This is a genomic window from Stutzerimonas zhaodongensis, assembly GCF_003696365.1.
GTDB classification, from domain to species: domain Bacteria; phylum Pseudomonadota; class Gammaproteobacteria; order Pseudomonadales; family Pseudomonadaceae; genus Stutzerimonas; species Stutzerimonas zhaodongensis.
In genome coordinates, this window is the sequence record NZ_RFFM01000001.1 from 1,689,292 (window position 1) to 1,710,281 (window position 20,990).

Sequence of the window (20,990 nt, forward strand, 5' to 3'; positions counted from 1 at the left end):
TCCCATGCACCTTTACCGGCGCTGGGCAAGGCATGTAGGTGCAGCGGTCTGCCTGGCCAGCTTCTGCATGACAGCGCACGCGCAGCTGACAGCCACAGAGTCCGACCCGGCCAGACTGGGCTGGATGCAGGGCTTTCCGCCTCCCGCAGAGAAGCTGATCGGCCAGCCCGATTCGAACTACTTCAGTTTTCCCAAGCTGCGCTGGACCGTGTGCCATATCCGCGAGTTGCTACCCACACGGGAAGTCAGCCGGGGATTGAGCGCACCGACGCCCTTGAACCGATCGCTGGACAGCAGCATTGACGCCATCAGATTCACCCCGCTTGGCTCAAGCGAGCCGATGACGTGGCAACAGTCGCTGGCGGCGAATTACACCGACGGCATCATCGTGCTGCACAAGGGCCGGGTGGTGTATGAACGCTACGCTGGCTGCCTTGACGAACAGCGCAAACACGCCGCGATGTCGATGACCAAGTCGCTGACAGGCCTGTTGGCCGAAATACTGGTTGCCGAAGGTGCGCTCGATGACGAGGCGATGGTGGCAAAGCTCGTTCCAGAGCTGGCGTCCAGCGCGTTCGGCGATGCCACCGTGCGGCAGGTCATGGACATGACTACAGCGCTCGACTTCAGCGAGGACTATGCCGATCCCAACGCGCATATCTGGAGGTACAGCGCGGCGGCGAATCCCTTGCCCAAGCCTGCCGACTACGAGGGGCCGGTCGGCTATTTCCAGTATCTGCAAACCGTTGCCAAGCGCGGCACCCATGGCGAGGCGTTCGGCTATCGGACCGTCAATAGCGATGCGCTAGGTTGGATCATCGCCAGGGTGACCGGAAAGGACGTCAGCGAACTGGTGTCCGAACGGCTCTGGCAACGCCTGGGCACCGAGCAGGACGCCTACTACACCGTCGATGCGCTAGGCACGCCGTTTGCCGGCGGTGGCCTTAGCGCCGGCTTGCGCGACATGGCCAGGCTCGGGCAGCTGATGCTCAACGAGGGGCTGCATGATGGTGTTCGATTATTCCCCGCCGAAGTCGTCCGGGCCATTCGCGCCGGGGGTGACAAGCAGGTGTTCGCCAAAGCCGGGTACAAGACGCTTCCTGGAGGCAGCTACCGGGCAATGTGGTGGGTGCTGCACAACGCCAATGGCGCCTTCGCAGCCCGCGGTGTACACGGCCAAACCCTGTACGTAGACCCGACAGCCGAAATGGTCATCGCCCGATTCGCATCCCATCCCTCGGCCAAGAACGCCGACAACGATCCCACTTCATTGCCCGCCTACCAGGCATTGGCCGATTACCTCGTTGATAGAGCCATACGTTGAACAGACGGGGCGCTTCGGGTAGCGCCCCGCACTCAGATCACCTTGGCTGCTCGCCCAATGAACTGAATCGGCCCGGTTGGCAGCCCGGTTGGCGAGCCGCTTGGCTGCTCCAGCGTCAATTCGAACAGCTGATTGGGCTGTAACGGCGGCAAGTCGTCGAGGCGAATTCGCACTGGTTGACCCGGCTTGACCAAGCCGAGGGAGACCGGTGCCTGCCAGCCATCAGCCTTGGTCCAGAGTTGCAGGGCCTTGTCCGGCGGCAGCTCGGTGACGCCAAGCGGGATCAGCTCGATGTCCCGCGACCGATTACTGGCCTGCATCACCCAACCAGGCGACAGGCCCTGCGGCGTGGCAAGCACCACCAACCAGGTCGGCGACGGCTCCGGCGACACCCGGGTCAGCAGCAACACGGCCATCAAGACGGTCGCCGCCATGCCCGCGGCAGCGAAGCCGCGCCAGATCGACAGGTTGTTCCACCAGCCTTCCTGTCGCGGGGCAACGACGGCTGCGGCTTGCCGGCTGGACTCATTGAGGCTGCGCTGAATGCGGCTCCACAATCGCGGTGAAGGCGCTTGTGGCTCGACCAGATCGGTCAGGTGCAGCAGCCTCGCTTCCCAGAAATCCACAGCTGACTGCAGTTCCGGTTCGGTGGCAAGGCGCCGCTCCACCGCTTCCCGCTCTGACGCCGAAAGCGTGCCGAGTACATATTCGCCGGCTAGCTCATCGAGGTTTTCACTCGGTTCGTCTGGTCCGATGTTCATCCGATGCACTCACGAAGGGCGGTCAGGCTGCGACGGATCCAGGCCTTGACCGTGCCCAGTGGCGCACCCAGGCGCTGGGCAATTTCCTGATGGGAATAACCGTCGACGTAAGCGTGAAACACGCAATTGCGGCGCACCGGTTCAAGTTGTTCAAGACAGGCTTCGACTCTGCCGGGGTTTACCCGCCAATCGAAGGCGTCGGTTTGCTCCTGCCAACCATCGATGGCGCCATGCTCCCTGTCACCCTCCTCGTCCGGTTCCATCTGGACGTGGCGAGCATTGTTGCGAACGGCATTGAGGGCCAGGTGGCGGGTCAGGCTGAAGATCCAGCCACGAGCCGAGCCACGCGTCTGGTCGTAGGTGCCAGCCCTGTTCCAGATACGGATGAACGCGTCATGGACGATGTCCTCGGCAAGGGCCAGGTCTCGGACGATCCGCTGAACCACACCGAGCAGCCGCGGGCTTTCCTGTTCATAGAGTTGCTGCAAGGCCGAACGGTCACCTCGTGCGCAGGCACGCAGCGCCGCTTCATAATCGAACATAGGGGGTTGCGACACGTGATCCGCCACTGTCTGGTTAGGGATACCCCGGCGTAAGGCATGGATAGAGCCGGGGCGTCAGCGGAGCATAAAGGCGATCGGCGGCCATATCGAGCCGCTTTACGCCCTTCCGGCTCACTTAGTTGGCAGTCCAGAACAGGTAGTCGGCCTGGTACTGGACGATCTCGCGCTCGCCCTTGTTGGAAGCTGCGCATGCCTTGCTCGGCGCTACGCCACCCTGGGTCGCGACTCGCTGGATGTAGCTGACACCGGTCATTTCGCCCTTGCCTTCGGCGGGGTTGGCCTTGACGAGCTGATGCGGGATGTTGCCTGCGCCTGCTGGCGCTATGGCAACCTGAGTACCGGTCAGCCTGGAGCCGTCCGCGGATTCCCAAGTAGCAGGCGGGCCGTAATAGGTGCCGACCTGCTTGCCGCTGCGGTCATTGAGCACAGCCTTGGGCCCCATGAACTCCCAAGCCATCTGGCCAGGCATGTCGGACTTGGCTTGGCATTCGTAGGTGATCTGGCCAACGCCGACGGTTTCCATCGCGACTTTGTGGCCATCCGGTACGCGCACAGCTTCGGGCACATCAGTCTGGGCAAAGGCAGTGACGGAGCAGCTGATTGCCAGTGAAAGGCCGGTCAGGCAGAGGATCTTTTTTGCGTCCATTTGGTATCTCCGGGTAGTGGTCGGGTTGAGCGACAAAGGTGCCGCTACTTGCACTACCCGCCAGGTCCGCTGTTGGATGCACTAGGTTTGAAAAATATATGGGCCAGCCTGACCACCGCCCATAGGCTCATTTAACCAAGGAGAGACGATGCCCTATCTGACCACACTGGAGTTTCCCGAAATCGATCAGCTGCGTTACGAAGAACTCTGCGCGCGCCTCACTTCAATCAGCCCACCGCCCGGCATTCTCTTCCACTCATGTGCAGCGGTATCCGGGGGCTGGCGGATAGTCGACATATGGGAAAGCGCATCGGCATTCGACGCGTTCATCGATCAGACACTACTGCCTGCCGCGCGCGGGCTGGGTTGGTCAGCCCCGTCACGACGCGAGTGTTTTGCCACCTACCACGCGGGGATGGTCCAGGGTTGAGCGCACTCCGGTCAGCCTGAAAAAAAACCTGCGCCACTGTCGATTTCAGGGTCCAGCCATCGACCAATGATGACAGCCAGCGGTTTTCATAAGCGCCGACTAGGCTGTGTTCTTCCAGTCGAAAAGGAGCCGGACGATGCGATTCATGGTAATGATCAAGGCCAACGCGCAGACCGAAGCAGGAGAAATGCCCAGCGAGGACATTCTCCGCGAGATGGGCGAGTACAACGAAGCGCTCGCCAACGCGGGCGTACTGCTCGGCGGCGAAGGCCTGCACCCGAGTAGCCGGGGTGCACGGGTACGCTTCAGTGACGGGCACTGTTCCGTAGTGGATGGCCCTTTTGCCGAAACCCGCGAGCTTATCGCCGGTTACTGGCTGTTCCAGACTGCATCGTTGCAAGAAGCCATCGATTGGGTAAAACGATGCCCGCAATCGGCCGTCGGGGATTCGGAAATAGAACTTCGACAAGTGTTCGAAGCCGAGGACTTCGGGGCGGAGTTCACCACCGAGTTGCGCGAGCAGGAAGAACGCCTTCGCGCGCAAATCAGCCACTAACCCGTGCAGGAAAGCCTAAATGAAAATTACCCCCTACCTCACGTTCGATGGTCAGGCACGTGACGCCTTTACGCTGTACCAGCAGGTGCTCGGCGGCGAGCTGGAGATGATGACCTTCGCTCAAGCGCCGGATGCTGAGCACTTCCCGGCCGAATATCGCGAGCGGATCATGCACGTCGGCCTGAACCTCGGTGACTTCTCGCTCATGGCGTCGGACACCATGCCTGGAGACCCTGCTTGTGGCGGCGGCGAATACGAGGGCATCAAGGGCTGCTCGATCTCCCTGCATCCGGAAAGCATTGCCGAGAGTGAACGTCTGTTCACTGCACTTTCGGACGGGGGACATATCGTGATGCCGCTGGAGAAAACCTTTTGGGCCGAGCGTTTCGCCATGTTCACCGACCGCTTCGGCGTGTCCTGGATGATCAACTGCGAGCATGCATGAGCGCAGCTGAAGGGCGGGCGACGTCCCGACAGGGTCGTCGCCCCGCCGCTTGAACCTCAGCGCCGCGTGGGTACGGTTGGCGACCTCACCCTGCTCACGCGCGTGCATGCACATTGGCCGCCAGCGACTTTTGTTATAACGTATCGCGCCCTATCGCGACGCGTCAGTTGCTCGCGTCCGAGATTCCGCTGCGAGCGTTCCATGCCATCCTCATCCGCGTCTCCATCAGCCACCTCGCGCCTGCTTTCCATCGATGCGTTGCGCGGTCTGGTCATCATTTTCATGTTGCTCGACCACGTCCGTGAGACGTTTCTCCTCCACATGCAGGTGCCCGATCCGATGGATGTGGCGGTCACCGAACCTGCATTGTTCTTCAGCCGGACGCTGGCCCATCTCTGCGCGCCTGTGTTCATTCTGCTAACGGGGCTGTCGGCTTTCCTGTACGGCGAGAAACATGCGGGCCGCGCAGCAGTGTCGAGCTTTCTATTAAAGCGTGGCCTGTTTCTGGTGGTGCTCGAACTCACCCTGGTCAATTTCGCCTGGACCTTTCAGTTCCCGCCTGGCGTGATCTATCTGCAGGTGATCTGGGCGATCGGCCTGAGCATGCTCGCTCTCTCAGCGTTGCTTTGGTTGCCGCGCTCACTGCTGGTGGCACTGGGGCTCGGGATCATCGTCGGGCACAACCTGCTCGACCCAGTGCAGTTCGCCAACGATTCGTTGATGCACGTGCCCTGGGCCATCCTGCATGACCGCGGCTGGATCGATGTTTCGGAACAACTGCGGCTGCGCACCTCGTACCCTTTGCTACCGTGGATTGGCGTGATCGCCATCGGCTATACCATCGGGCCATGGTTCGCCAGCAAAGCAGATTCGGCCACACGGCAGAATCGACTGCGCAATTACGGCCTGGGTGCGCTGCTGGCTTTCGTGGGCTTACGCCTGATCAACGGCTACGGCGAGCGGTCCTGGAGTGTCGGCGAGACCGGAACGCAAACCCTGATGAGCCTGCTCAACATCACCAAATACCCGCCTTCGCTGCTGTTCCTCTGCCTGACGCTCGGGACAGGCCTGCTGTTGCTACTGGCGTTCGAGCGCGGCCAGGCGATGCGATGGTTGCGCCCACTGACCGTGTTCGGTGCCGCGCCGATGTTCTTCTATTTGCTGCACCTGTACGTGCTCAAGCTGCTGTACATTGCGGCGGTAGCCATCTGGGGATTGAACCAGAGCAGCCATTTCGGTTTTGACGCGGTTTGGCCAATCTGGCTGTGCACTGTCGTCCTGGCGGTGTTGCTGTACCCGGCAGTGCGCTGGTTCGCCGGGCTGAAGGCGCGCCGTAGAGACATTCAGTGGCTCAAGTATCTATGAGTGACGTGCAACTGGCGCAGGCAAAGCGGCCCTGATGCCGGCTGGAGCCTCGTTCAACAGGGCTTGCACGGCTTCGGCAGAGACCGCACGGCTGAAGTAGTAACCCTGCCCGTAGTGGCACCCTGCACGATTCAGCCAATCCAGCTGGTCGATGTTTTCAATCCCCTCGGCTATCGCTGGCATGTCCAGTCCATGGCTGAGGTGAATCATCGAACGGACGATCTTTCCGCTTTTCTCGCTCTCGCAGACGGAGCTGACGAACTCACGATCGATTTTCAGCTTGTCGAAGCTGAAGCGGCTGATCTGTGCCAGGCTCGAATAACCTGTCCCGAAGTCATCGATCGCTATGAGCACGCCCACGGCGCGCAAGGCATCGAAGTGTTTTCGAGCGAGCGGAATGTCTTTGACGATGGCCGTCTCGGTGACCTCTACCTCGAGCCGAGCAGGCGCGAAGCCAACCTTGGCAAGTATCGCCAGCAAGCGTTCCGGAAGATCAGGGTCCTGCAGATCAAGCGCGCTGAGATTGAACGACAAGTACAGGTGCTCCGGCCAGGTGAGCGCATCGGTGCAGGCGATTTCCAGCAATGTCGAGGTCAGCTCGCGTATCAGCCCGCTTTGCTCGGCGGCAGGGATGAAGCGCGTCGGCGGGATTTCGCCGTAAATCGGATGGTGCAACCGCGCCAGTGCTTCGAAGCCCACGACCCGCTGTTCGGCCAGGCTCACGATGGGCTGATAGAGGGTAGTGAGATAGCCATTGTCGAGCGCCTCGCGCACCAGCTGGGCAGCCCGGGATTGGTCTTCCAGATGGTGATCGGTGTTGCTATCGAAGAAGCGGATGACATGCTTGCCACTGTGCTTGCCCTGATACAGCGCAAGATCGGCCCGGCGCATCAGGTCACCGAGGCTCTGGCCGTCATGGGGGAAATGGGAGACGCCGTAGGTCGCATGTACCACCAGCCGCACAGACTCGAGCACGACCGGCTGGGAAATGATCTCCGCCAGTTGCGCGATCAGTTGATGCGCGGCCGTCGGCGTCTTGGTCGAACGCAGCACAAGTGCAAATTCGTCACCACCCAGCCGGCAGGCGAAGTCATCTTCGGGTAAGGCGATGCGCAGGCGCTGGGCGATTGTCTGGAGCAATTGGTCGCCTACGGCGTGACCGTGCACATCATTGACCGACTTGAATCCATCGAGGTCGAACAGCACGACGAAAAACGGCTCGTCCAGCTGGCGCAGGCCATTGGCGAAACTCAGCTCCAGACCTCGCCGGTTGGGCAGCGCCGTGAGCGAATCGTGAGTGGCGAGCTGATGCGCGGCGAGTTCGGCTTTCTTGCGGCTGCGGATCTCTTTCTTCAGTTCCATGACCCGGCGCCCACCGAAGGCGAAGCCGCACCAGCCGATGACCAGCAGTGCCAGAGAAAGCTCATCCGCCTCCCATTGCTCATGCTCTGCGTGAAACTGCAGAAGCATCTCGTACAGCTGGATTTCGACGAAAAGGGCCAACGCGGCTACACCAATTGCAGCGATGATCATGAGGTCGATGGTGCTCTGGCTTAAACGAGATAGGCGAATCTTGATGCTGGCGAGCATGATCAGCGGCACCTGGAACAGCCGGATGGCTGGCGAATGGGTTTCGCTAGCTATCGACTCCCCCGGTGCGACCTTGATAACCGTCCATCAGGCGCAACGGCGCTGCCCCGCGTTCAATCAGCCAGAGCGAGCGAGTCAAGCAAGGCACGCATGTCTTGCCAGTGCGTGCCCTCCCAGAAAATCCTGCCGCAGCAAGCGCATTCCTTGAATCGCTCATGACGCTCCAGGACTCTTGCCGGCACGCGTTCCGCCACGGCGGCTCTGTCACGTTCATGCAGCGGCGCATTGCAGCTCATGCACAAGCTGAACGGCCGCGCATGGTCAGCCAGATCCAGACGCTCGTATAACTCCCGCAGCTGCTCGGCAGGCTTGATGGCATGTACATAACAGCCGTGAACGACGGCGCGATGCATGAGCAATGGTCGATCGCGCGTGAGCAGCACCCGGCTCTCGCGGTTGGCCAGCTCGGCCATCGCCCGATCTTCGTAACGGTTGTCGAATAGCGTGTCGAAACCGGCCATGCGCAGCAGCCGTGCGAGACCGCCCAGGTGGGCGTCGGCGACGAAGCGCGGCGGGCCGATTGGCGAAGGTCGGACGGGCGCCAGCTCAGCGATGTCCAACTGCCTGAATCTAGGGTAAACGGCAATTCGGTCATTATCTCGAACCGGCCAGTCGAGCCCCGCCGATTCGCCATTGACCAGCACGAGCGCTATCTCCGTATGCGGTACACCAAGCGCTTCTATCATGTGCTTTATGGTGGCCGATTTTGCACAGGTGCAGCTGAACGCCTGCCCCCTGTGCTCTACAGGAAGAAACAGGTTCAACCTGGCGTAGAAACGAAACGTCGCGTTTGTCATGGCTCTGGGCAATGCCATCCGCGCCGATCCTTGTGGCTCGCGGGTGCATCGCACTCCTCAATGCTGTAAGTCGGCTCAGCTTATACCCGGTCGCCAGCTCAGGCAGCAGTGTTGCATCAGGATGAGCAGGTCGCGGCCCACGATCCTTCTCTGTCAGGCAGACAACAGAGGGCCCGGCTGCGCCCTCCACGGTTGGGGCAGCCGAGCCTGGCGCTCATACCCGTATCAGAACAGACCGATCGCCCAGGCGGCCAGGAACAGCAGTACCGAGAAGCCCCACATCCACCAGAGCGAGTAACGGATGTGTCGGCCCAGATCCAGTCCGGCCAGGCCCAGAGCAAGCCAGAGCGCAGGCGAAAACGGGCTGATGAAGGTGCCGATGATGTTGCCGATGGTCATTGCGTACACGACGCTGGCCGGCTCGACGCCGTGGTTCGCCACCACTTCCAGAGTCACTGGCAACAAGCCGAAGTAGTAGGCATCGGTACTGAGCATCAACTCCATCGGCAGACCGAACACGCCCAGAATGATGTGCAGCTGGGGCACCATCGAGGCCGGCAAGATCTGGACCAGATCCTGCGCGATTGAAGTGAGCATGCCCGTACCCGTAAAAATGCCCAGCATCGAGCCGGCCGCCAGGATAATCATGCCCATGCTCAGCGCAGCCGGGGCGTGCGCAGCAATACGCTGCATCTGCGCTTTACCGCCGGGGTAGTTGATCAACAGCGCCAGCGAGAGACCGATCATGAAGACGTAGCCCGCAGGCAGCACACCGGCGAACAGCGAGATCAGCACCAGCAGGAACAAACCCCCGTTGAGCCAGAGCCGACCTGGCCGTTCCAGGGCGCGCTCCTCTGCAGTGGGCTCGTGAAGATTTTGACTGCTCTCGACCAGAAAACCTTCATCCGCCGAGACATCACCCGAGGCGATGCGCCGCTGTTCACGCCAGCCGAGCAAGGCGGCAAGGGCCACCAGCAGCACGACACCTATGCCTTGAATGGCGATCAGTGGACGCCACAGTTCGGTGACGTCGATACCTGTAACCGCTGCGGCGCGGCCCAGCGGGCCGGCCCAGGGCACCATGTTGAAGATGCCGGCACCGAGCGCCAGCAGCAATAGCATCAGATAAGGGCTCATGCGTAACTGGCGATACAGCGGCAGCAGCGCAGGGATGGTTAGCAGGAAGGTGGTGGCGCCGGCGCCGTCCAGGTGTGCGAGCATCCCGATTACGGCAGTGGCAACTGTCACGGCAATCACGTTTCCGCGGGTCAGCTTGACCATCGTCCCGATGATCGGCCGGAACAGCCCGGTATCCTGCAGGACGCCGAAAAACGTGATGGCGAATACGAACATGGTGGCGATGGATATCACCCGGCCCAAGCCATCGGTAAAGAATCCCGAGATGGCTTCAGGCCCGAACCCGGCCAGCAGAGCGCCCAGCAGCGGCACCACGATCAACGGCAGAATGGGCGCCATACGCCCCACAAGCAGCAGCACTACCAGGCTGCCAATGGTCAACAGACCAATCAGGGTCAACACGCCTTGTTCTCCTCGTTATTTTTATGAAGCTTGAAGCAGGTGAACCTCGGAGCCTACGAAGCCAAGCTTTCAGTAACCTTTAACGGGACTGAACCGGACGCGCATTCCTTCAAGTGACTGTTAAGAGATATGTCTGGTAGCACTTGCGCGCTCACCAAGGCGCCGGCCCGCGACCCATGACACCAACCTGAAGCACAGGAGCACAGCCAGTTGGATCTGCTATTTCTAGGCACCTCATCCGGAACCCCAACCAGAACGCGAAATGTCAGCGGCCTGGCCCTGCTCGAGGACACCGGAAAAGGCTGGTATCTGATCGACTGCGGTGAAGCCACACAGCACCAGATCCTACGCACGCCGTTGACGCTGCATGGATTGCGCGCCATCTTCATCACTCACGTGCATGGCGATCACTGCTATGGGCTGCCGGGGCTGCTCGCCAGCGCCGGCATGGCCCGCCGACTGGAGCCGCTGGAAATCGTCGCGCCTGCGGCCATCGAGAGCTGGGTGCGCGCAACACTGCAAATGAGCCAAAGCCACCTGCCATACGAGCTGGTTTTCCATGCAACCGAATCGCTGAACAACTGGCGCAACCAACAGGTGAGCGTCAAGGCGACCACCCTCTCTCACCGAGTCCCGAGCTGGGGGTACAGCTTTACCGAAACCCGCCCCGATCCTCGGCTGAACACTGAAAAGCTCGATCTTGAGGCCATACCCCGCGGACCGCTCTGGGGCGAGCTGATGCGTGGCAACGATGCGATCTTCGAAGGCCGCTCCTTGCGCAGCGAGGACTATCTACTGTTCACCCGCTCTCCCAGACGTATCGTCATTGCCGGCGACAATGACGATCCCGAATTGCTGCGCAACGCCTGCACGAATGCGCAGGTGCTCGTACATGAAGCCACCTACACACAACCCATCGCCGAAGCGGGCAAGGCGGATTTCGGCCATAGCACTGCGGCGCAGGTCGCGACCTTTGCGGAGGACGTAGGAATAGCCAATCTGATCCTGACGCATTTCAGCGCACGCTATCAGCCGGTTTCGGGGCGCGCGTTATCTATCGACGACATTCGAGCCGAAGCCACCGCGCGCTACAACGGCAAGCTGTTTCTCGCCGAGGACTTCATGCAACTGACGCTGGACAAGCGGGCGGAACTGCTTCTGAGGACCGAGGCGGAACGCTAGTCACGTCAGCCACTAAGGGATGCCGACAGCAGGGCTCGCCAAGTTCAAGCGACGGGTGAGGCACCGCATCGGTCGCCGCCCACCATGGTCAGATCCTTTGGCAAATGTACTTAGGCTGATACCAGCAAACATATGCGACATCTTCTCGTTTACAAGCAATTCTCGATTACCTAGTCTGTGCATCGATTCACTTATCCGCTCGGGTCGGCCAGGCATTCCGCTTTTCGCCCATCTGCCCACATGCCGCTACCGCTGCGTGTACCTGAGCGCTGCACCAAAACGATGTCAGCGCCCTTCGAACAGGAAACAACATGATCAAACCCATTGCAGGCCTACTCCTTCTCAGCGCACTCACACTTCCCGCTCATGCTCATGAACTCTGGCTGGAGCGCGACGGCAACGGCCCCGTGAAGGTGTTTCTCGGCGAGCCGGATCAGGGCGTGATTGAAAGTGGGGAAACCATCGCGGCGCTGGCGCCGACAACGCGAATCATCAGCAAGGCTTCCGCCGCGCAAACGCCGATAAGCGTCAGGAATGATCATCTCGAAGCAAATGTTGATGGAGCCGCAGACGTACGCGCAGTCAACGATCAGGTCTGGAAACCATGGGAAAACGACAAGGGCGAACTCACCGCCGCTTTGATGCATGCCCGCTGGGGCCGCGCTGAGACGCAAGGTCAGATGGAGCTAGAGCTGGTCCCGGAGAAAGCCGATGGCGACCGCTTCACCCTGCTCTTCAAGGGCCAACCATTGGCAGATAACGACGTCATGCTGATCACCCCCGAGAACAAGGCACAGCAGCTGAAAACCGACAAGCAAGGGCTTGTACAACTGACCCTCGACGCTCCTGGCCGCTACATTCTCGCTGCAGGGCACGAGACACCCGCCAATGGCCAGAGCGTGGCAGGGCAAAAGGTTGACCGCCTCTACCACGGCACCACCACCAGCTTTCATCGCTGAGTGATAGCTCGCTCACTGCAGTACTGGCCGACTGAGCGTTTGATGCGCCAGGCGGCCAGCACCCGCCGGACTTCCTGTCAGGTCGCCGTATGCATACAGGCAACGAACCGTTGAAAGCGCCGTACTAGAGCCGCTACGCTGGCAGCCTTCCGGTCGGCCCAGGCAATCACGATGAGCGAAAATCAGAGTCAGCTGCACGACACCCCTGCACGCTACGGCACAGTGAGCCGTTTCTTTCACTGGACCATGGCCGCCATTCTGGCCTGGCAGTTCGCAACAGCGCTTTCACACCTCTTGCTCGAAGACACCGCCATCGAAAGCTTCCTATGGGGCACGCACAAAGTGGTTGGCCTGTTACTGATTGTTCTCGTGGTTCTGCGCGGCCTCTGGTCACTGCGAAACCGCGGCCACCGCCCGCCGTCACTCAGCCCGATGGCGAACCTCGGGCATCTGGCCTTGTACCTGCTGATGATTGTCGTGCCGCTGATCGGTCTGTTGCGTCAGTACGGGTCCGGACGGGCGTTCGAGCCGTTTGGCATCCCGCTGATGCCAGGCTTCGAGGGTGACAGGATCGAATGGATGATGGCGCCCGGCTTCCTGCATAGCTGGCTGGGCTGGCTCCTGCTGGCCATGGTGGTCGGCCATATCGCCATGGTGTTTATTCATCGCCGTCGCCCGCGCGACGAGGATGTTCTGGCGCGCATGCTTGGCGACCGTCAATCCGGGCCATCCCGAGTGAGTTGAAACACGCACTGACCGCCTGATGTACCGCCGATATAGCCCGGTCCGGGGATTGTGTAATACGTCGCCCTTACCGGGCGCTTGGCTCAGAGCGGATGGAAATCCGCTGAGCCTCGCAGAGCAAGCTTGCTCGCGGCAGACTCGCCAGCACCGGTCTACCCGTAACGATCAGGCCTCCACCTGGCCCCACTGCTTGCTCAGACGCTTGTCAGATACCGCCATCTTCGTCCCCAGCTGCTGGGCGAACAATGAAACCCGATACTCCTCCAGCATCCAGCGATAAAGCGTCAGCTCGGGGTCGCGCTTGCCCTCCTGCTGATGTTTCTTCAGCCGCGCCTGGTACTGTTCCCAGTAGCCGGCCAACTCGCCCGACCACACGCGATCGCGTTGCAGCTGCGCCCCTATTTTCTCGAAGCGTTGCTCGATCGCTTTGAGATAACGCGGATATTCCTTCAGCCAATCAGTGGGCGTTTCGCGGACAAAGCCGGGATAGACCAGATTGCCCAGCTGCGCCTTGATGTCGTTGAGCGCGACCGCCTGGGCCAGGTCGATCTTGCCTTTGAAACGCTTCTGCAGGCCATGCCAGAGCTTGAGGATGTCCAGCGTCAGGCGGGCCAGACGCTCGGCGTGGGACGCCCAGTCGCCACGCTTGCGTTCCGCCAGCGAAGCCAGCGCGGCCCCGTCGCGCGGCAGCTGGGCTTCACCATCGAGAATGCAGCTGTCGAGACTGGCAAGAAGGATATCCTCGACCAACGCATCGACCTTGCCCATGTCGCGATACAACAGTGCCAGCTCGGTGAGGCCGGGCAGTTTGTTGCGCAGGTACTTGGCAGGTTCAGCCAGCTGCTGTAACAGCAACCGCTGCAAGGCGCGGCGGTGCTGATAGTCGGCTTCGGCCTGGGTCGGGAAGCGGCCCTCCTTGACCACTCCGCGCTCCCCACCCTCCTTCGCTCCGGTGGTCTCCACCAACGCCGGGTACACGGTCATCGATAGTCCAGCCATCTTCGCCTGGGCTTTTTCCGCCACCTGAGCGAAGCCCTTGGCCTCCACCGGTTTCTGTTCGGCCTTTTGTTGCGGTGGCGCCAGAGCAGCCTGGCTGGCTTCATTGAAGCGTGCCGTCAGCTCAGCAAGATCACGGCCTTCGCCGAGGAATTTACCGCGCGCGTCCACCACCTCGATGTTCATCTTCAGATGGCTTTCCAGGCTGTTTGCGGCTTCTGCCCACGCCTCGTCCGGAACCCGTGCGCCGGTCATGCGCAGCAGCTCGCGGCCGAGCGCCTCGGGCAGCGCACCCTCGCCGAAGGTAACTTTCGAGAGTGCGGCCTTGACGAAATCCGGTACGGGCACGAAGTTCTTGCGGATCGCCTTGGGCAGGTTGCGCACCAGCGCCACCGCCTTGGCCTCGATCAATCCCGGCACCAGCCAGTCGAGCCGTTCGCTGCGCAACTGAGGCAGTAAAGGTGCGGGAACTCGCAGGGTCACGCCATCGCGCGGATGATTAGGCTCGAAATGGTACTCCAGCGGCAGTTGCAGCTCCCCGATACGCAAATGATCAGGGTACTGCGCTGCAGTGACTTCACTGGCGTCGCGAGCCAGCACGTCTTCGTCGCGCATGACCAGCAGCTGCGGGTCCTTGGCACTCTCGCGCTTGTACCAGCTCTCGAAACTGGCAGTCTGGTAAATGTCCTGCGGCACGCGTGCGTCGTAATAGGCGAAAAGCGTGTCTTCGTCGGCAATTATGTCGCGCCGACGAGCCTTGGCTTCCAACTCATCGAACAGCTCCAGCAGCTCGCGGTTCGCGGTGAGCGCCTTGGCCCGGCTGTGCATCTCTCCACGCACCAGGCCTTCACGAATGAACAGCTCCCGTGCCGCAGGTGGGTCGATGGGTCCGAAATGCACAGGACGTCGCGCCACCACGATCATGCCGTAGAGCGTGACCTGTTCGAACGCTACGACCTGACCGCGCTTCTTCTCCCAGTGTGGCTCGAAGTGATTGGTCTTGATCAAGTGCTTGGCCAGCGGCTCGATCCAGTCCGGTTCGATCTTCGCCACCATGCGCGCGAACAGCTTGGTGGTCTCGACCAACTCGACAGCCATGATCCAGTTCGGCTTCTTGCGACCAATGACGCTGGACGGGTGCACCCAGAAGCGCCGCTGCCGCGCGCCGAGAAAGTCGCCTTCCTCGGTCTTGTGCCCGACCTGGCTGAGCAACCCGGACAGAATAGCCTTGTGCACGGCCGCGTAACTCTTGGCTTTTTGCGCAGCCTCGCTGGCCTCGACTTGCTGGGCCAGTTTGACGTTGTCCTTCTTGTCCTTCGTCAGGGCTATCTGATCGGCAGAAGTATCCTTGCCGTCATCCTTGTAGGAACCAGCTTGCTGGCGACCTTTCACATCGACGGGCTGATCGCCAGCAGGCTGGCTCCTACGGTTCTGCGCGTTATCGTTGAGCTTCAGTTCACGCACGATCAGGCTCAGCTGACGGTGCGCATCCCGCCACTCGCGCAGGCGCAGGTAATTGAGGAAGTTCTTGCGACACCAGGTTCGCAGCGGATTGGAACCCAGCGCCTGACGCTGTTCCTCGAAGCCGCGCCAGATATTGATCAGCGCGGCGAAATCCGAATCCGGATCCTTCCACTGCGCATGGGCCTGATCAGCTTGTTGCTGGCGATCAGCCGGGCGCTCCCGTACGTCCTGCACCGACAGCGCACTGGCAACGATCAGCACCTCGGACATGCTTCCCAGCTGAGCGGCTTCGAGCAGCATCCGGCCGAGGCGCGGGTCAATCGGCAAACGCGCAAGTTGCCGACCCAGCGGGGTCAGCTGGTTCTCGCGGTTGACCGCCGAGAGCTCCTGCAACAGGTTGAAGCCATCGCTGATGGCTTTGCCATCCGGCGGCTCGATAAAGGGAAAATCCTCGATCTGCCCGAGGCGAAGATGCAGCATCTGCAGGATCACCGCCGCCAGATTGGTGCGCAGGATCTCCGGATCGGTAAATTCTGGTCGCCCAAGGAAATCTTCTTCGCTGTAAAGGCGAATGCAGATCCCCGGCTCGACCCGCCCGCAACGACCCTTTCGCTGGTTGGCGCTGGCCTGAGACACCGCCTCGATCGGCAATCGCTGCACCTTGGCACGATAGCTGTAACGGCTGATCCGCGCCGTCCCTGAATCGATCACATAGCGGATGCCGGGCACGGTCAGCGAGGTTTCTGCGACGTTGGTAGCCAGCACGATCTTGCGCCCAGGCCGCGGTTGGAAAATCTTCTGCTGCTCGGCCGGGGTCAACCGCGCGTACAGCGGCAGCACCTCAGTGAACTTCAGGTTTGCCTTGCGCAGCACTTCGGCGGCATCGCGGATCTCGCGTTCACCGGGCAGAAACACCAGCACGTCGCCCGGACGCTTGCCGATGCTTCTTTCGTGCGCCTCGATTTCGTCAAGCGAGGCCAGAATGCCCTGGTCGACAGTGAGATCATCCTCGACCCGGTTACCGTCCTCGTCGGTCTGCGCCGCCAGCGGGCGATACCAGGTTTCGACCGGGAAGGTCCGGCCGGATACCTCGACGATAGGCGCCCCCGGAAGGCCGTCCCCCGGAAGGCCGGCCCCAGCGAAGTGCTCACTGAAGCGCTGCAGGTCGATGGTCGCGGACGTGATGATGACCTTCAGATCCGGCCGCCGTGGCAGCAAGGTCTTGAGATAGCCAAGCAGGAAATCGATGTTGAGGCTGCGTTCGTGGGCCTCGTCGACAATGATCGTGTCGTATTTTTCCAGGAACCGATCGTGCTGGGTTTCGGCCAGCAGAATACCGTCGGTCATCAACTTGATCAGCGAGCTGTCCTTGCTCTGATCCTCGAAGCGCACCTGATAACCCACCAGCTCTCCCAGCGGTGTTCCGATTTCTTCAGCCACGCGAGTAGCGACACTACGAGCAGCAAGCCGGCGCGGCTGAGTATGTCCAATCAGGCCATGCACGCCCCGGCCAATTTCCAGGCAGATCTTCGGCAACTGCGTGGTCTTGCCCGAGCCGGTTTCGCCTGCGATTACCAGCACCTGATGCTTTTCCAGCGCGGCCTTGATCTCGTCGCGCTTGGCGGCGATCGGCAGGCTGTCGTCATAACGCATCACAGGCACGCTTCGGCGCCTGGCCTCGACCTTGGCTACCGAGGCCTGAAAGCGCTCTATCCATTGCGTGAGGCGTTCATCATCTATCGGCGAATCGCCGGCCTTCTTGCGCAGATCATGCAGCTGCCGACGCAGACGATGGCGATCGGCATACATGGCTTGGTCGAGATTTTTCAGAAGTTGGTCAAGTGCGGGCATTGCGTCGGTCATGGACAGCCATGGAGATCATCGATAAAGGCGTGATTGTCGCAGATTGATAGAGACGCCGACATGCCGCCCCATACCCCCGCTTGATCGCCAAGTTCCTTTAACATTCCGTATTCTGGCGCCAAAAATGCGAGCACCATCCCAAATATACGATGATGGCTTAGCCTTTCGCGCCCACCCGTCGCCAAGAAATAGCCGTGTGCCACCATCGGTTCCTAGAATCGCCGCCTCACATCACATCAAAAGGACTTGTCCCGTGAAACTGATCAGACTCATCTTCCTTTTTCTGGCTACGGCCTGGTTAACCGGCTGTGCTTCTCCTCAACTGCCCATCGCGCTTGAAGACACCATGTGGAGCGAACGCGACAAGACAATTGGCGTCGCCGTGGTCGAGCTGCCAAAACCTAGCGTCCAGCTTACTGGTAACCAGGGTTTGCTGGACCTGGCAATCAATACCGGGTTGGCTTCTGGCCTGCGTAGCAAGGTCGAGACGTGGGAACTCGCTAGTATGGAGAGCGTCCCTCAGCATCTGGTCGATGAGCTCAACGCTCGCGGTTATAAAGCCAAGACGTTGCCCCCTCTCAAGTTAGCCGACTTCAAAGAAAGCGGTGCCAAGCTCGGCTACGCCAAGCACGACTTCACACCACTTCGCCAACAGCAGGTCGACAAGCTGATCTTGATCACCCTGTACGTCGCCGGTACTCAGCGCAGCTATTACTCGGTCATCCCTACGAGCGATCCACTGACCCAGGTTGGCGGAATGACTCAGGTCATCGATCTGACGGACAATCGCCTGGCTTTCTATGAACCCTTCGCTACAGTTCGCGCCGCCGACGGCGAATGGGACGAGGGCCCGGAGTACCCGAACCTCACGAACGCGTTCTATCAGGCCTTGGACGAGAGTGAGCAGAATATCTTGGCACCCTTCCGTGCCCAGATGCTGACTGCACAGTGATCGAAAGAGTCTCGTTACTGGTTTTGCTTCTTGCGCTCACAGCCTGCAGTGCTCCTGAAGCCCTACGCCCGCACATCGACCAAAACCCCGCCGCGCTGCTCCAAGCTAACGGCTATCGCATCGAAGTTAGCGTCACTGAAACAGAATTGGTGCAGGGCGATGTGCTGGTTGACGGACAGAGGATGCTTGATCAATCACGCAACTCTGCGCCGATGGTACAGGCGTCCGGCGCAAGCAACTCCATGGGGGCGTCGGCTGCCGGTGTGATGATCGGCGGGCTTTTGGTCAGTCAACTAAACAAGACGCGCGTGCAAAACAGTGCTCGCGACGAGGCCGACCAGCTGGTCGCACCCTTACGCCAGGCGACAGCCGGCACGGGGCTGGACGCTTGGTTCGAGCGGCAGTTACGTGAAGAGCTGGCGAGCGGACCACTGGGCGAGATAGTGCATGAAAGCCCCTATCTCATGCACTTTCAGTCCCAGGCTGAACTTGGCCGGACTTTGGATAGCATTCGGCTGATCACCGAGGTCACCCTCAGCTTCGGCCGCGAAGAGCTTTACAGGGGTCGAATCGAGGTACTGGACGCCGCTGTTTGGAGCGCTGATTCGACTGCCACGATCGGCATCGACCCATGGCTGGTGAACCAGGCGCAGCCCTATAGGAACGCGCTACAAGCGGGGATCAGCGAAACGCTTCGCGTGCTCGCACTTGACCTCGAATCGCAGCACTTTGCCGGAAATCCCGGGGTCGAACAAACGTTACGGTACTCGCTCGGAGCCGGTCGTTTTGTAGAACGCGGACGGCTGATCGATGAAAACGGGCACCGCGCCCTGTTCATGGACCTTCGTGGTTGGCTGAAATCGGTACCGCTTCAAACCGCCACTCGCTGATGGAAAGGACCGCGCCGGGTGACCGGCGCGGCTTGGTGGTTAACGGATCCAGTGACCCCAGCGGGATTTTTCCTGGACTTGCTGGATGCGCATGGTGCCGATGCTCTGCTCAGCAGCTGCGGCTATTTCGTCATCGATCATTTTGGTCGACAGAGACAGCCAGCTAGTGGCAAACGCCAACGCATCACCATGGAGCTCCAGCGCTTCGGTGGAGATGTTGGTCAGGTCGTCGCACTCGGTGTGGTAGCACGAATCGTATGGCTGGCCTGCTGTCCCTCCGTAACGCTGCGCCTGCTCGACGCTCTTGATGCCTTCTGCGCCGGTGAATAGACCGCCAAAGGCGATACCGTCCTCGAAGAACTGCGCATAGTCGGAGCGGAAGTCGATCTCGGTGCCTTCGGTCGGCGCATTGCGCAGCTGGAAGTAGGAGCGGAACAGGCGCTCGATGGCACCTGAGCCCGGCGGGCCCTGCAGACCGAAATCCGAGCCGTCGCCGTCATAGATGAAGTTCGCGTAATTCGGCGAGCCGATCATGTCGACGTTCAGGTAGGCCTTGATCTGCTGCTTCTCATCTTCTGGCAGCTGGTTGACGTAATACGTCGAGCCCACCAGACCCGACTCCTCGGCTCCCCACCAGGCGAAGCGCACCTTGTTCAGCGGATAGGCCCTGCTCATCAACGTCGCCATTTCGAGCAATGCGGCGCTGCCAGAACCGTTGTCGTTGATGCCGGCCCCTTCGAACACCGAGTCCAGGTGCGCGCCCACCATGATTACGTTGTCAGGATTGCCACGGCGGGTCTCGGCCAGCACGTTGTACGTCTCGGTCCGCTCACGAACCACGTCGACATTCATGCTCAGCTGCAGACCCGCGGTCCCGGCCCACGCGACGCCATTGTCGTAGGTGGAAAACAGCACCGGAATGCCGCCCTCGTAATCCTCACCCAGCGTGGCGACCAGCAGGCCTTTGCGGTCTTCGGTATCCCCCTGGTTGAAGATTATCGCCCCCGCAGCGCCGGCCGCAGCAGCATTGGTCGCCTTCAGCCCGAACGGGCAATCGCCGCGCTGCATCAGCGCAATGGCGCCCGCAGGAAAGCCCGCAAAATCTCCTGGTTCGCAGCCGCTGGTGGAGGTGTTACCAAGCCCCAACGCAAGATCGACCGGCACCACCGGTGCCGTGACCGTGCCGGGATCGGTCTGGTCGGCGTAAGTAAAGTCTTCCTCCCAGGTGTACTGCACGGCCTGGGGCGCTACTGCAGCGAGCGAGCCGGGTCCTTCGGGGTAGAAAGCCAGGAAGGGAAAGCTCTGCACCCTCACCCGGTAGCCGGCACGTTCGAGCGTGCTGCGCACGTAATCGACCGAAGCCTGGTAGCCAGGCTGCCCGGATGCACGATTACCGTTGTTCAGCGAAGCGATGTCCTGCAGGTTCTGCAGGTGCGTCATGACGTTACTGGCCTGCATGCAACGCGGCAGGCCAAGCGGCGTGCCAACAAGCAACGGTGATCGACAGACCTTTGAATCGGGCTTGTCGGGACTCCAGTAATCGTTGAACGCAGCGATTTCTGCGGTAGGGGCCGCGAACGCGGCGGTGGAAGCCAGTAAAGCGAAAGAAGCAACTACCCGACGTGCATTGTTTTTCTTTTGCATGGGTAACTCATCCTTGCAACGAGATTGATGGGCAGGCCGCAAAATGGCATGCGCCATCGTCCCCTACGGCATTAAGCGGACGCGGCCATGCTCGGGTAGACCGGTGCGTCTGAAGATCCGTTCGGACAAAAAGACGTAAGTGCCGTCCGTTGGTCGGTTGCGCATTTAAGTAGTGGCATAAGGCCTCCCATGACAGCTGGCCGAAAGGTTGACATGGATC

Annotated in this window: 18 protein-coding genes; 10 read left to right on the forward strand and 8 right to left on the reverse strand. The window is 60.8% G+C overall.

The window, feature by feature from the left end:
• Nucleotides 1-67 precede the first annotated feature (67 nt).
• Nucleotides 68-1,324, forward strand: coding sequence for a serine hydrolase domain-containing protein (locus tag EA797_RS07755; protein ID WP_244214069.1), 1,257 nt, complete (start codon nucleotides 68-70; stop codon nucleotides 1,322-1,324).
• 32 nt (nucleotides 1,325-1,356) lie between these two features.
• Here the strand turns inward: EA797_RS07755 and EA797_RS07760 are convergent, their stop codons facing one another.
• From EA797_RS07760 to EA797_RS07770, 3 genes are all read right to left on the reverse strand, one after another.
• Nucleotides 1,357-2,085 (reverse strand): anti-sigma factor, encoded by a 729-nt coding sequence (locus tag EA797_RS07760; RefSeq protein WP_122164527.1) that lies wholly within the window; start codon nucleotides 2,083-2,085, stop codon nucleotides 1,357-1,359.
• On the reverse strand, nucleotides 2,082-2,627 hold the full coding sequence (locus EA797_RS07765) for a sigma-70 family RNA polymerase sigma factor (protein WP_122164528.1): 546 nt from the start codon (nucleotides 2,625-2,627) through the stop codon (nucleotides 2,082-2,084). Before EA797_RS07765 ends, EA797_RS07760 begins: the two co-directional genes overlap by 4 nt.
• Nucleotides 2,628-2,763: 136 nt before the next feature.
• Nucleotides 2,764-3,294, reverse strand: coding sequence for a DUF3455 domain-containing protein (locus EA797_RS07770; protein WP_122164529.1), 531 nt, complete (start codon nucleotides 3,292-3,294; stop codon nucleotides 2,764-2,766).
• Nucleotides 3,295-3,442: 148 nt separating this feature from the next.
• Between EA797_RS07770 and EA797_RS07775 the strand changes: the two genes are divergently transcribed.
• The 4 genes from EA797_RS07775 to EA797_RS07790 all read left to right on the forward strand — a co-directional run bounded on the left by EA797_RS07775 (nucleotide 3,443) and on the right by EA797_RS07790 (nucleotide 6,090).
• A complete protein-coding gene (locus tag EA797_RS07775) occupies nucleotides 3,443-3,724 on the forward strand; it encodes a hypothetical protein (RefSeq protein ID WP_122164530.1) in 282 nt (93 codons plus the stop codon).
• A gap of 136 nt (nucleotides 3,725-3,860) precedes the next feature.
• Entirely contained in the window at nucleotides 3,861-4,280 is a 420-nt protein-coding gene (locus tag EA797_RS07780; protein ID WP_122164531.1) for a YciI family protein, read from the forward strand.
• A gap of 19 nt (nucleotides 4,281-4,299) precedes the next feature.
• The gene (locus tag EA797_RS07785) at nucleotides 4,300-4,725 is read left to right on the forward strand and encodes a VOC family protein (RefSeq protein WP_122164532.1); all 426 of its coding nucleotides are present in this window, start codon (nucleotides 4,300-4,302) and stop codon (nucleotides 4,723-4,725) included.
• 201 nt (nucleotides 4,726-4,926) lie between these two features.
• Complete coding sequence (locus tag EA797_RS07790) at nucleotides 4,927-6,090, forward strand: acetyltransferase domain-containing protein (protein ID WP_122164533.1); 1,164 nt, start codon at nucleotides 4,927-4,929, stop codon at nucleotides 6,088-6,090.
• On the opposite strand, the gene EA797_RS07795 is transcribed toward EA797_RS07790, so the two are convergent.
• From EA797_RS07795 to EA797_RS07805, 3 genes are all read right to left on the reverse strand, one after another.
• Complete coding sequence (locus EA797_RS07795) at nucleotides 6,085-7,680, reverse strand: putative bifunctional diguanylate cyclase/phosphodiesterase (protein ID WP_122164534.1); 1,596 nt, start codon at nucleotides 7,678-7,680, stop codon at nucleotides 6,085-6,087. The genes EA797_RS07790 and EA797_RS07795 overlap by 6 nt on opposite strands.
• Nucleotides 7,681-7,793: 113 nt before the next feature.
• A complete protein-coding gene (locus EA797_RS07800) occupies nucleotides 7,794-8,537 on the reverse strand; it encodes a Mut7-C RNAse domain-containing protein (RefSeq protein WP_122164743.1) in 744 nt (247 codons plus the stop codon).
• A 225-nt stretch (nucleotides 8,538-8,762) separates the two neighbouring features.
• On the reverse strand, nucleotides 8,763-10,076 hold the full coding sequence (locus EA797_RS07805; protein WP_122164535.1) for a CitMHS family transporter: 1,314 nt from the start codon (nucleotides 10,074-10,076) through the stop codon (nucleotides 8,763-8,765).
• A 210-nt stretch (nucleotides 10,077-10,286) separates the two neighbouring features.
• Between EA797_RS07805 and EA797_RS07810 the strand changes: the two genes are divergently transcribed.
• From EA797_RS07810 to EA797_RS07820, 3 genes are all read left to right on the forward strand, one after another.
• Nucleotides 10,287-11,258, forward strand: a complete 972-nt coding sequence (locus tag EA797_RS07810) for a ribonuclease Z (protein ID WP_122164536.1) — start codon at nucleotides 10,287-10,289, stop codon at nucleotides 11,256-11,258.
• Between the two features lie 311 nt (nucleotides 11,259-11,569).
• On the forward strand, nucleotides 11,570-12,217 hold the full coding sequence (locus EA797_RS07815) for a DUF4198 domain-containing protein (RefSeq protein WP_122164537.1): 648 nt from the start codon (nucleotides 11,570-11,572) through the stop codon (nucleotides 12,215-12,217).
• A 171-nt stretch (nucleotides 12,218-12,388) separates the two neighbouring features.
• A complete protein-coding gene (locus tag EA797_RS07820; RefSeq protein ID WP_122164538.1) occupies nucleotides 12,389-12,961 on the forward strand; it encodes a cytochrome b in 573 nt (190 codons plus the stop codon).
• A 165-nt stretch (nucleotides 12,962-13,126) separates the two neighbouring features.
• On the opposite strand, the gene hrpA is transcribed toward EA797_RS07820, so the two are convergent.
• On the reverse strand, nucleotides 13,127-17,284 hold the full coding sequence (hrpA, locus tag EA797_RS07825; protein WP_122164539.1) for an ATP-dependent RNA helicase HrpA: 4,158 nt from the start codon (nucleotides 17,282-17,284) through the stop codon (nucleotides 13,127-13,129).
• A 253-nt stretch (nucleotides 17,285-17,537) separates the two neighbouring features.
• On the opposite strand from hrpA, the gene EA797_RS07830 reads away from it, so the two are divergent.
• Together EA797_RS07830 and EA797_RS07835 are read left to right on the forward strand one after the other, a co-directional pair.
• Nucleotides 17,538-18,236 carry a hypothetical protein gene (locus EA797_RS07830; RefSeq protein ID WP_122164540.1) on the forward strand — a complete coding sequence of 233 codons (699 nt, stop codon included), beginning with the start codon at nucleotides 17,538-17,540 and terminating at the stop codon, nucleotides 18,234-18,236.
• Entirely contained in the window at nucleotides 18,233-19,126 is an 894-nt protein-coding gene (locus EA797_RS07835) for a hypothetical protein (RefSeq protein WP_147456810.1), read from the forward strand. Before EA797_RS07830 ends, EA797_RS07835 begins: the two co-directional genes overlap by 4 nt.
• A gap of 39 nt (nucleotides 19,127-19,165) precedes the next feature.
• Here EA797_RS07835 and EA797_RS07840 read toward each other — a convergent pair whose 3' ends face one another.
• Nucleotides 19,166-20,770 carry a M28 family metallopeptidase gene (locus tag EA797_RS07840; RefSeq protein ID WP_122164542.1) on the reverse strand — a complete coding sequence of 535 codons (1,605 nt, stop codon included), beginning with the start codon at nucleotides 20,768-20,770 and terminating at the stop codon, nucleotides 19,166-19,168.
• Nucleotides 20,771-20,990: the final 220 nt, after the last annotated feature.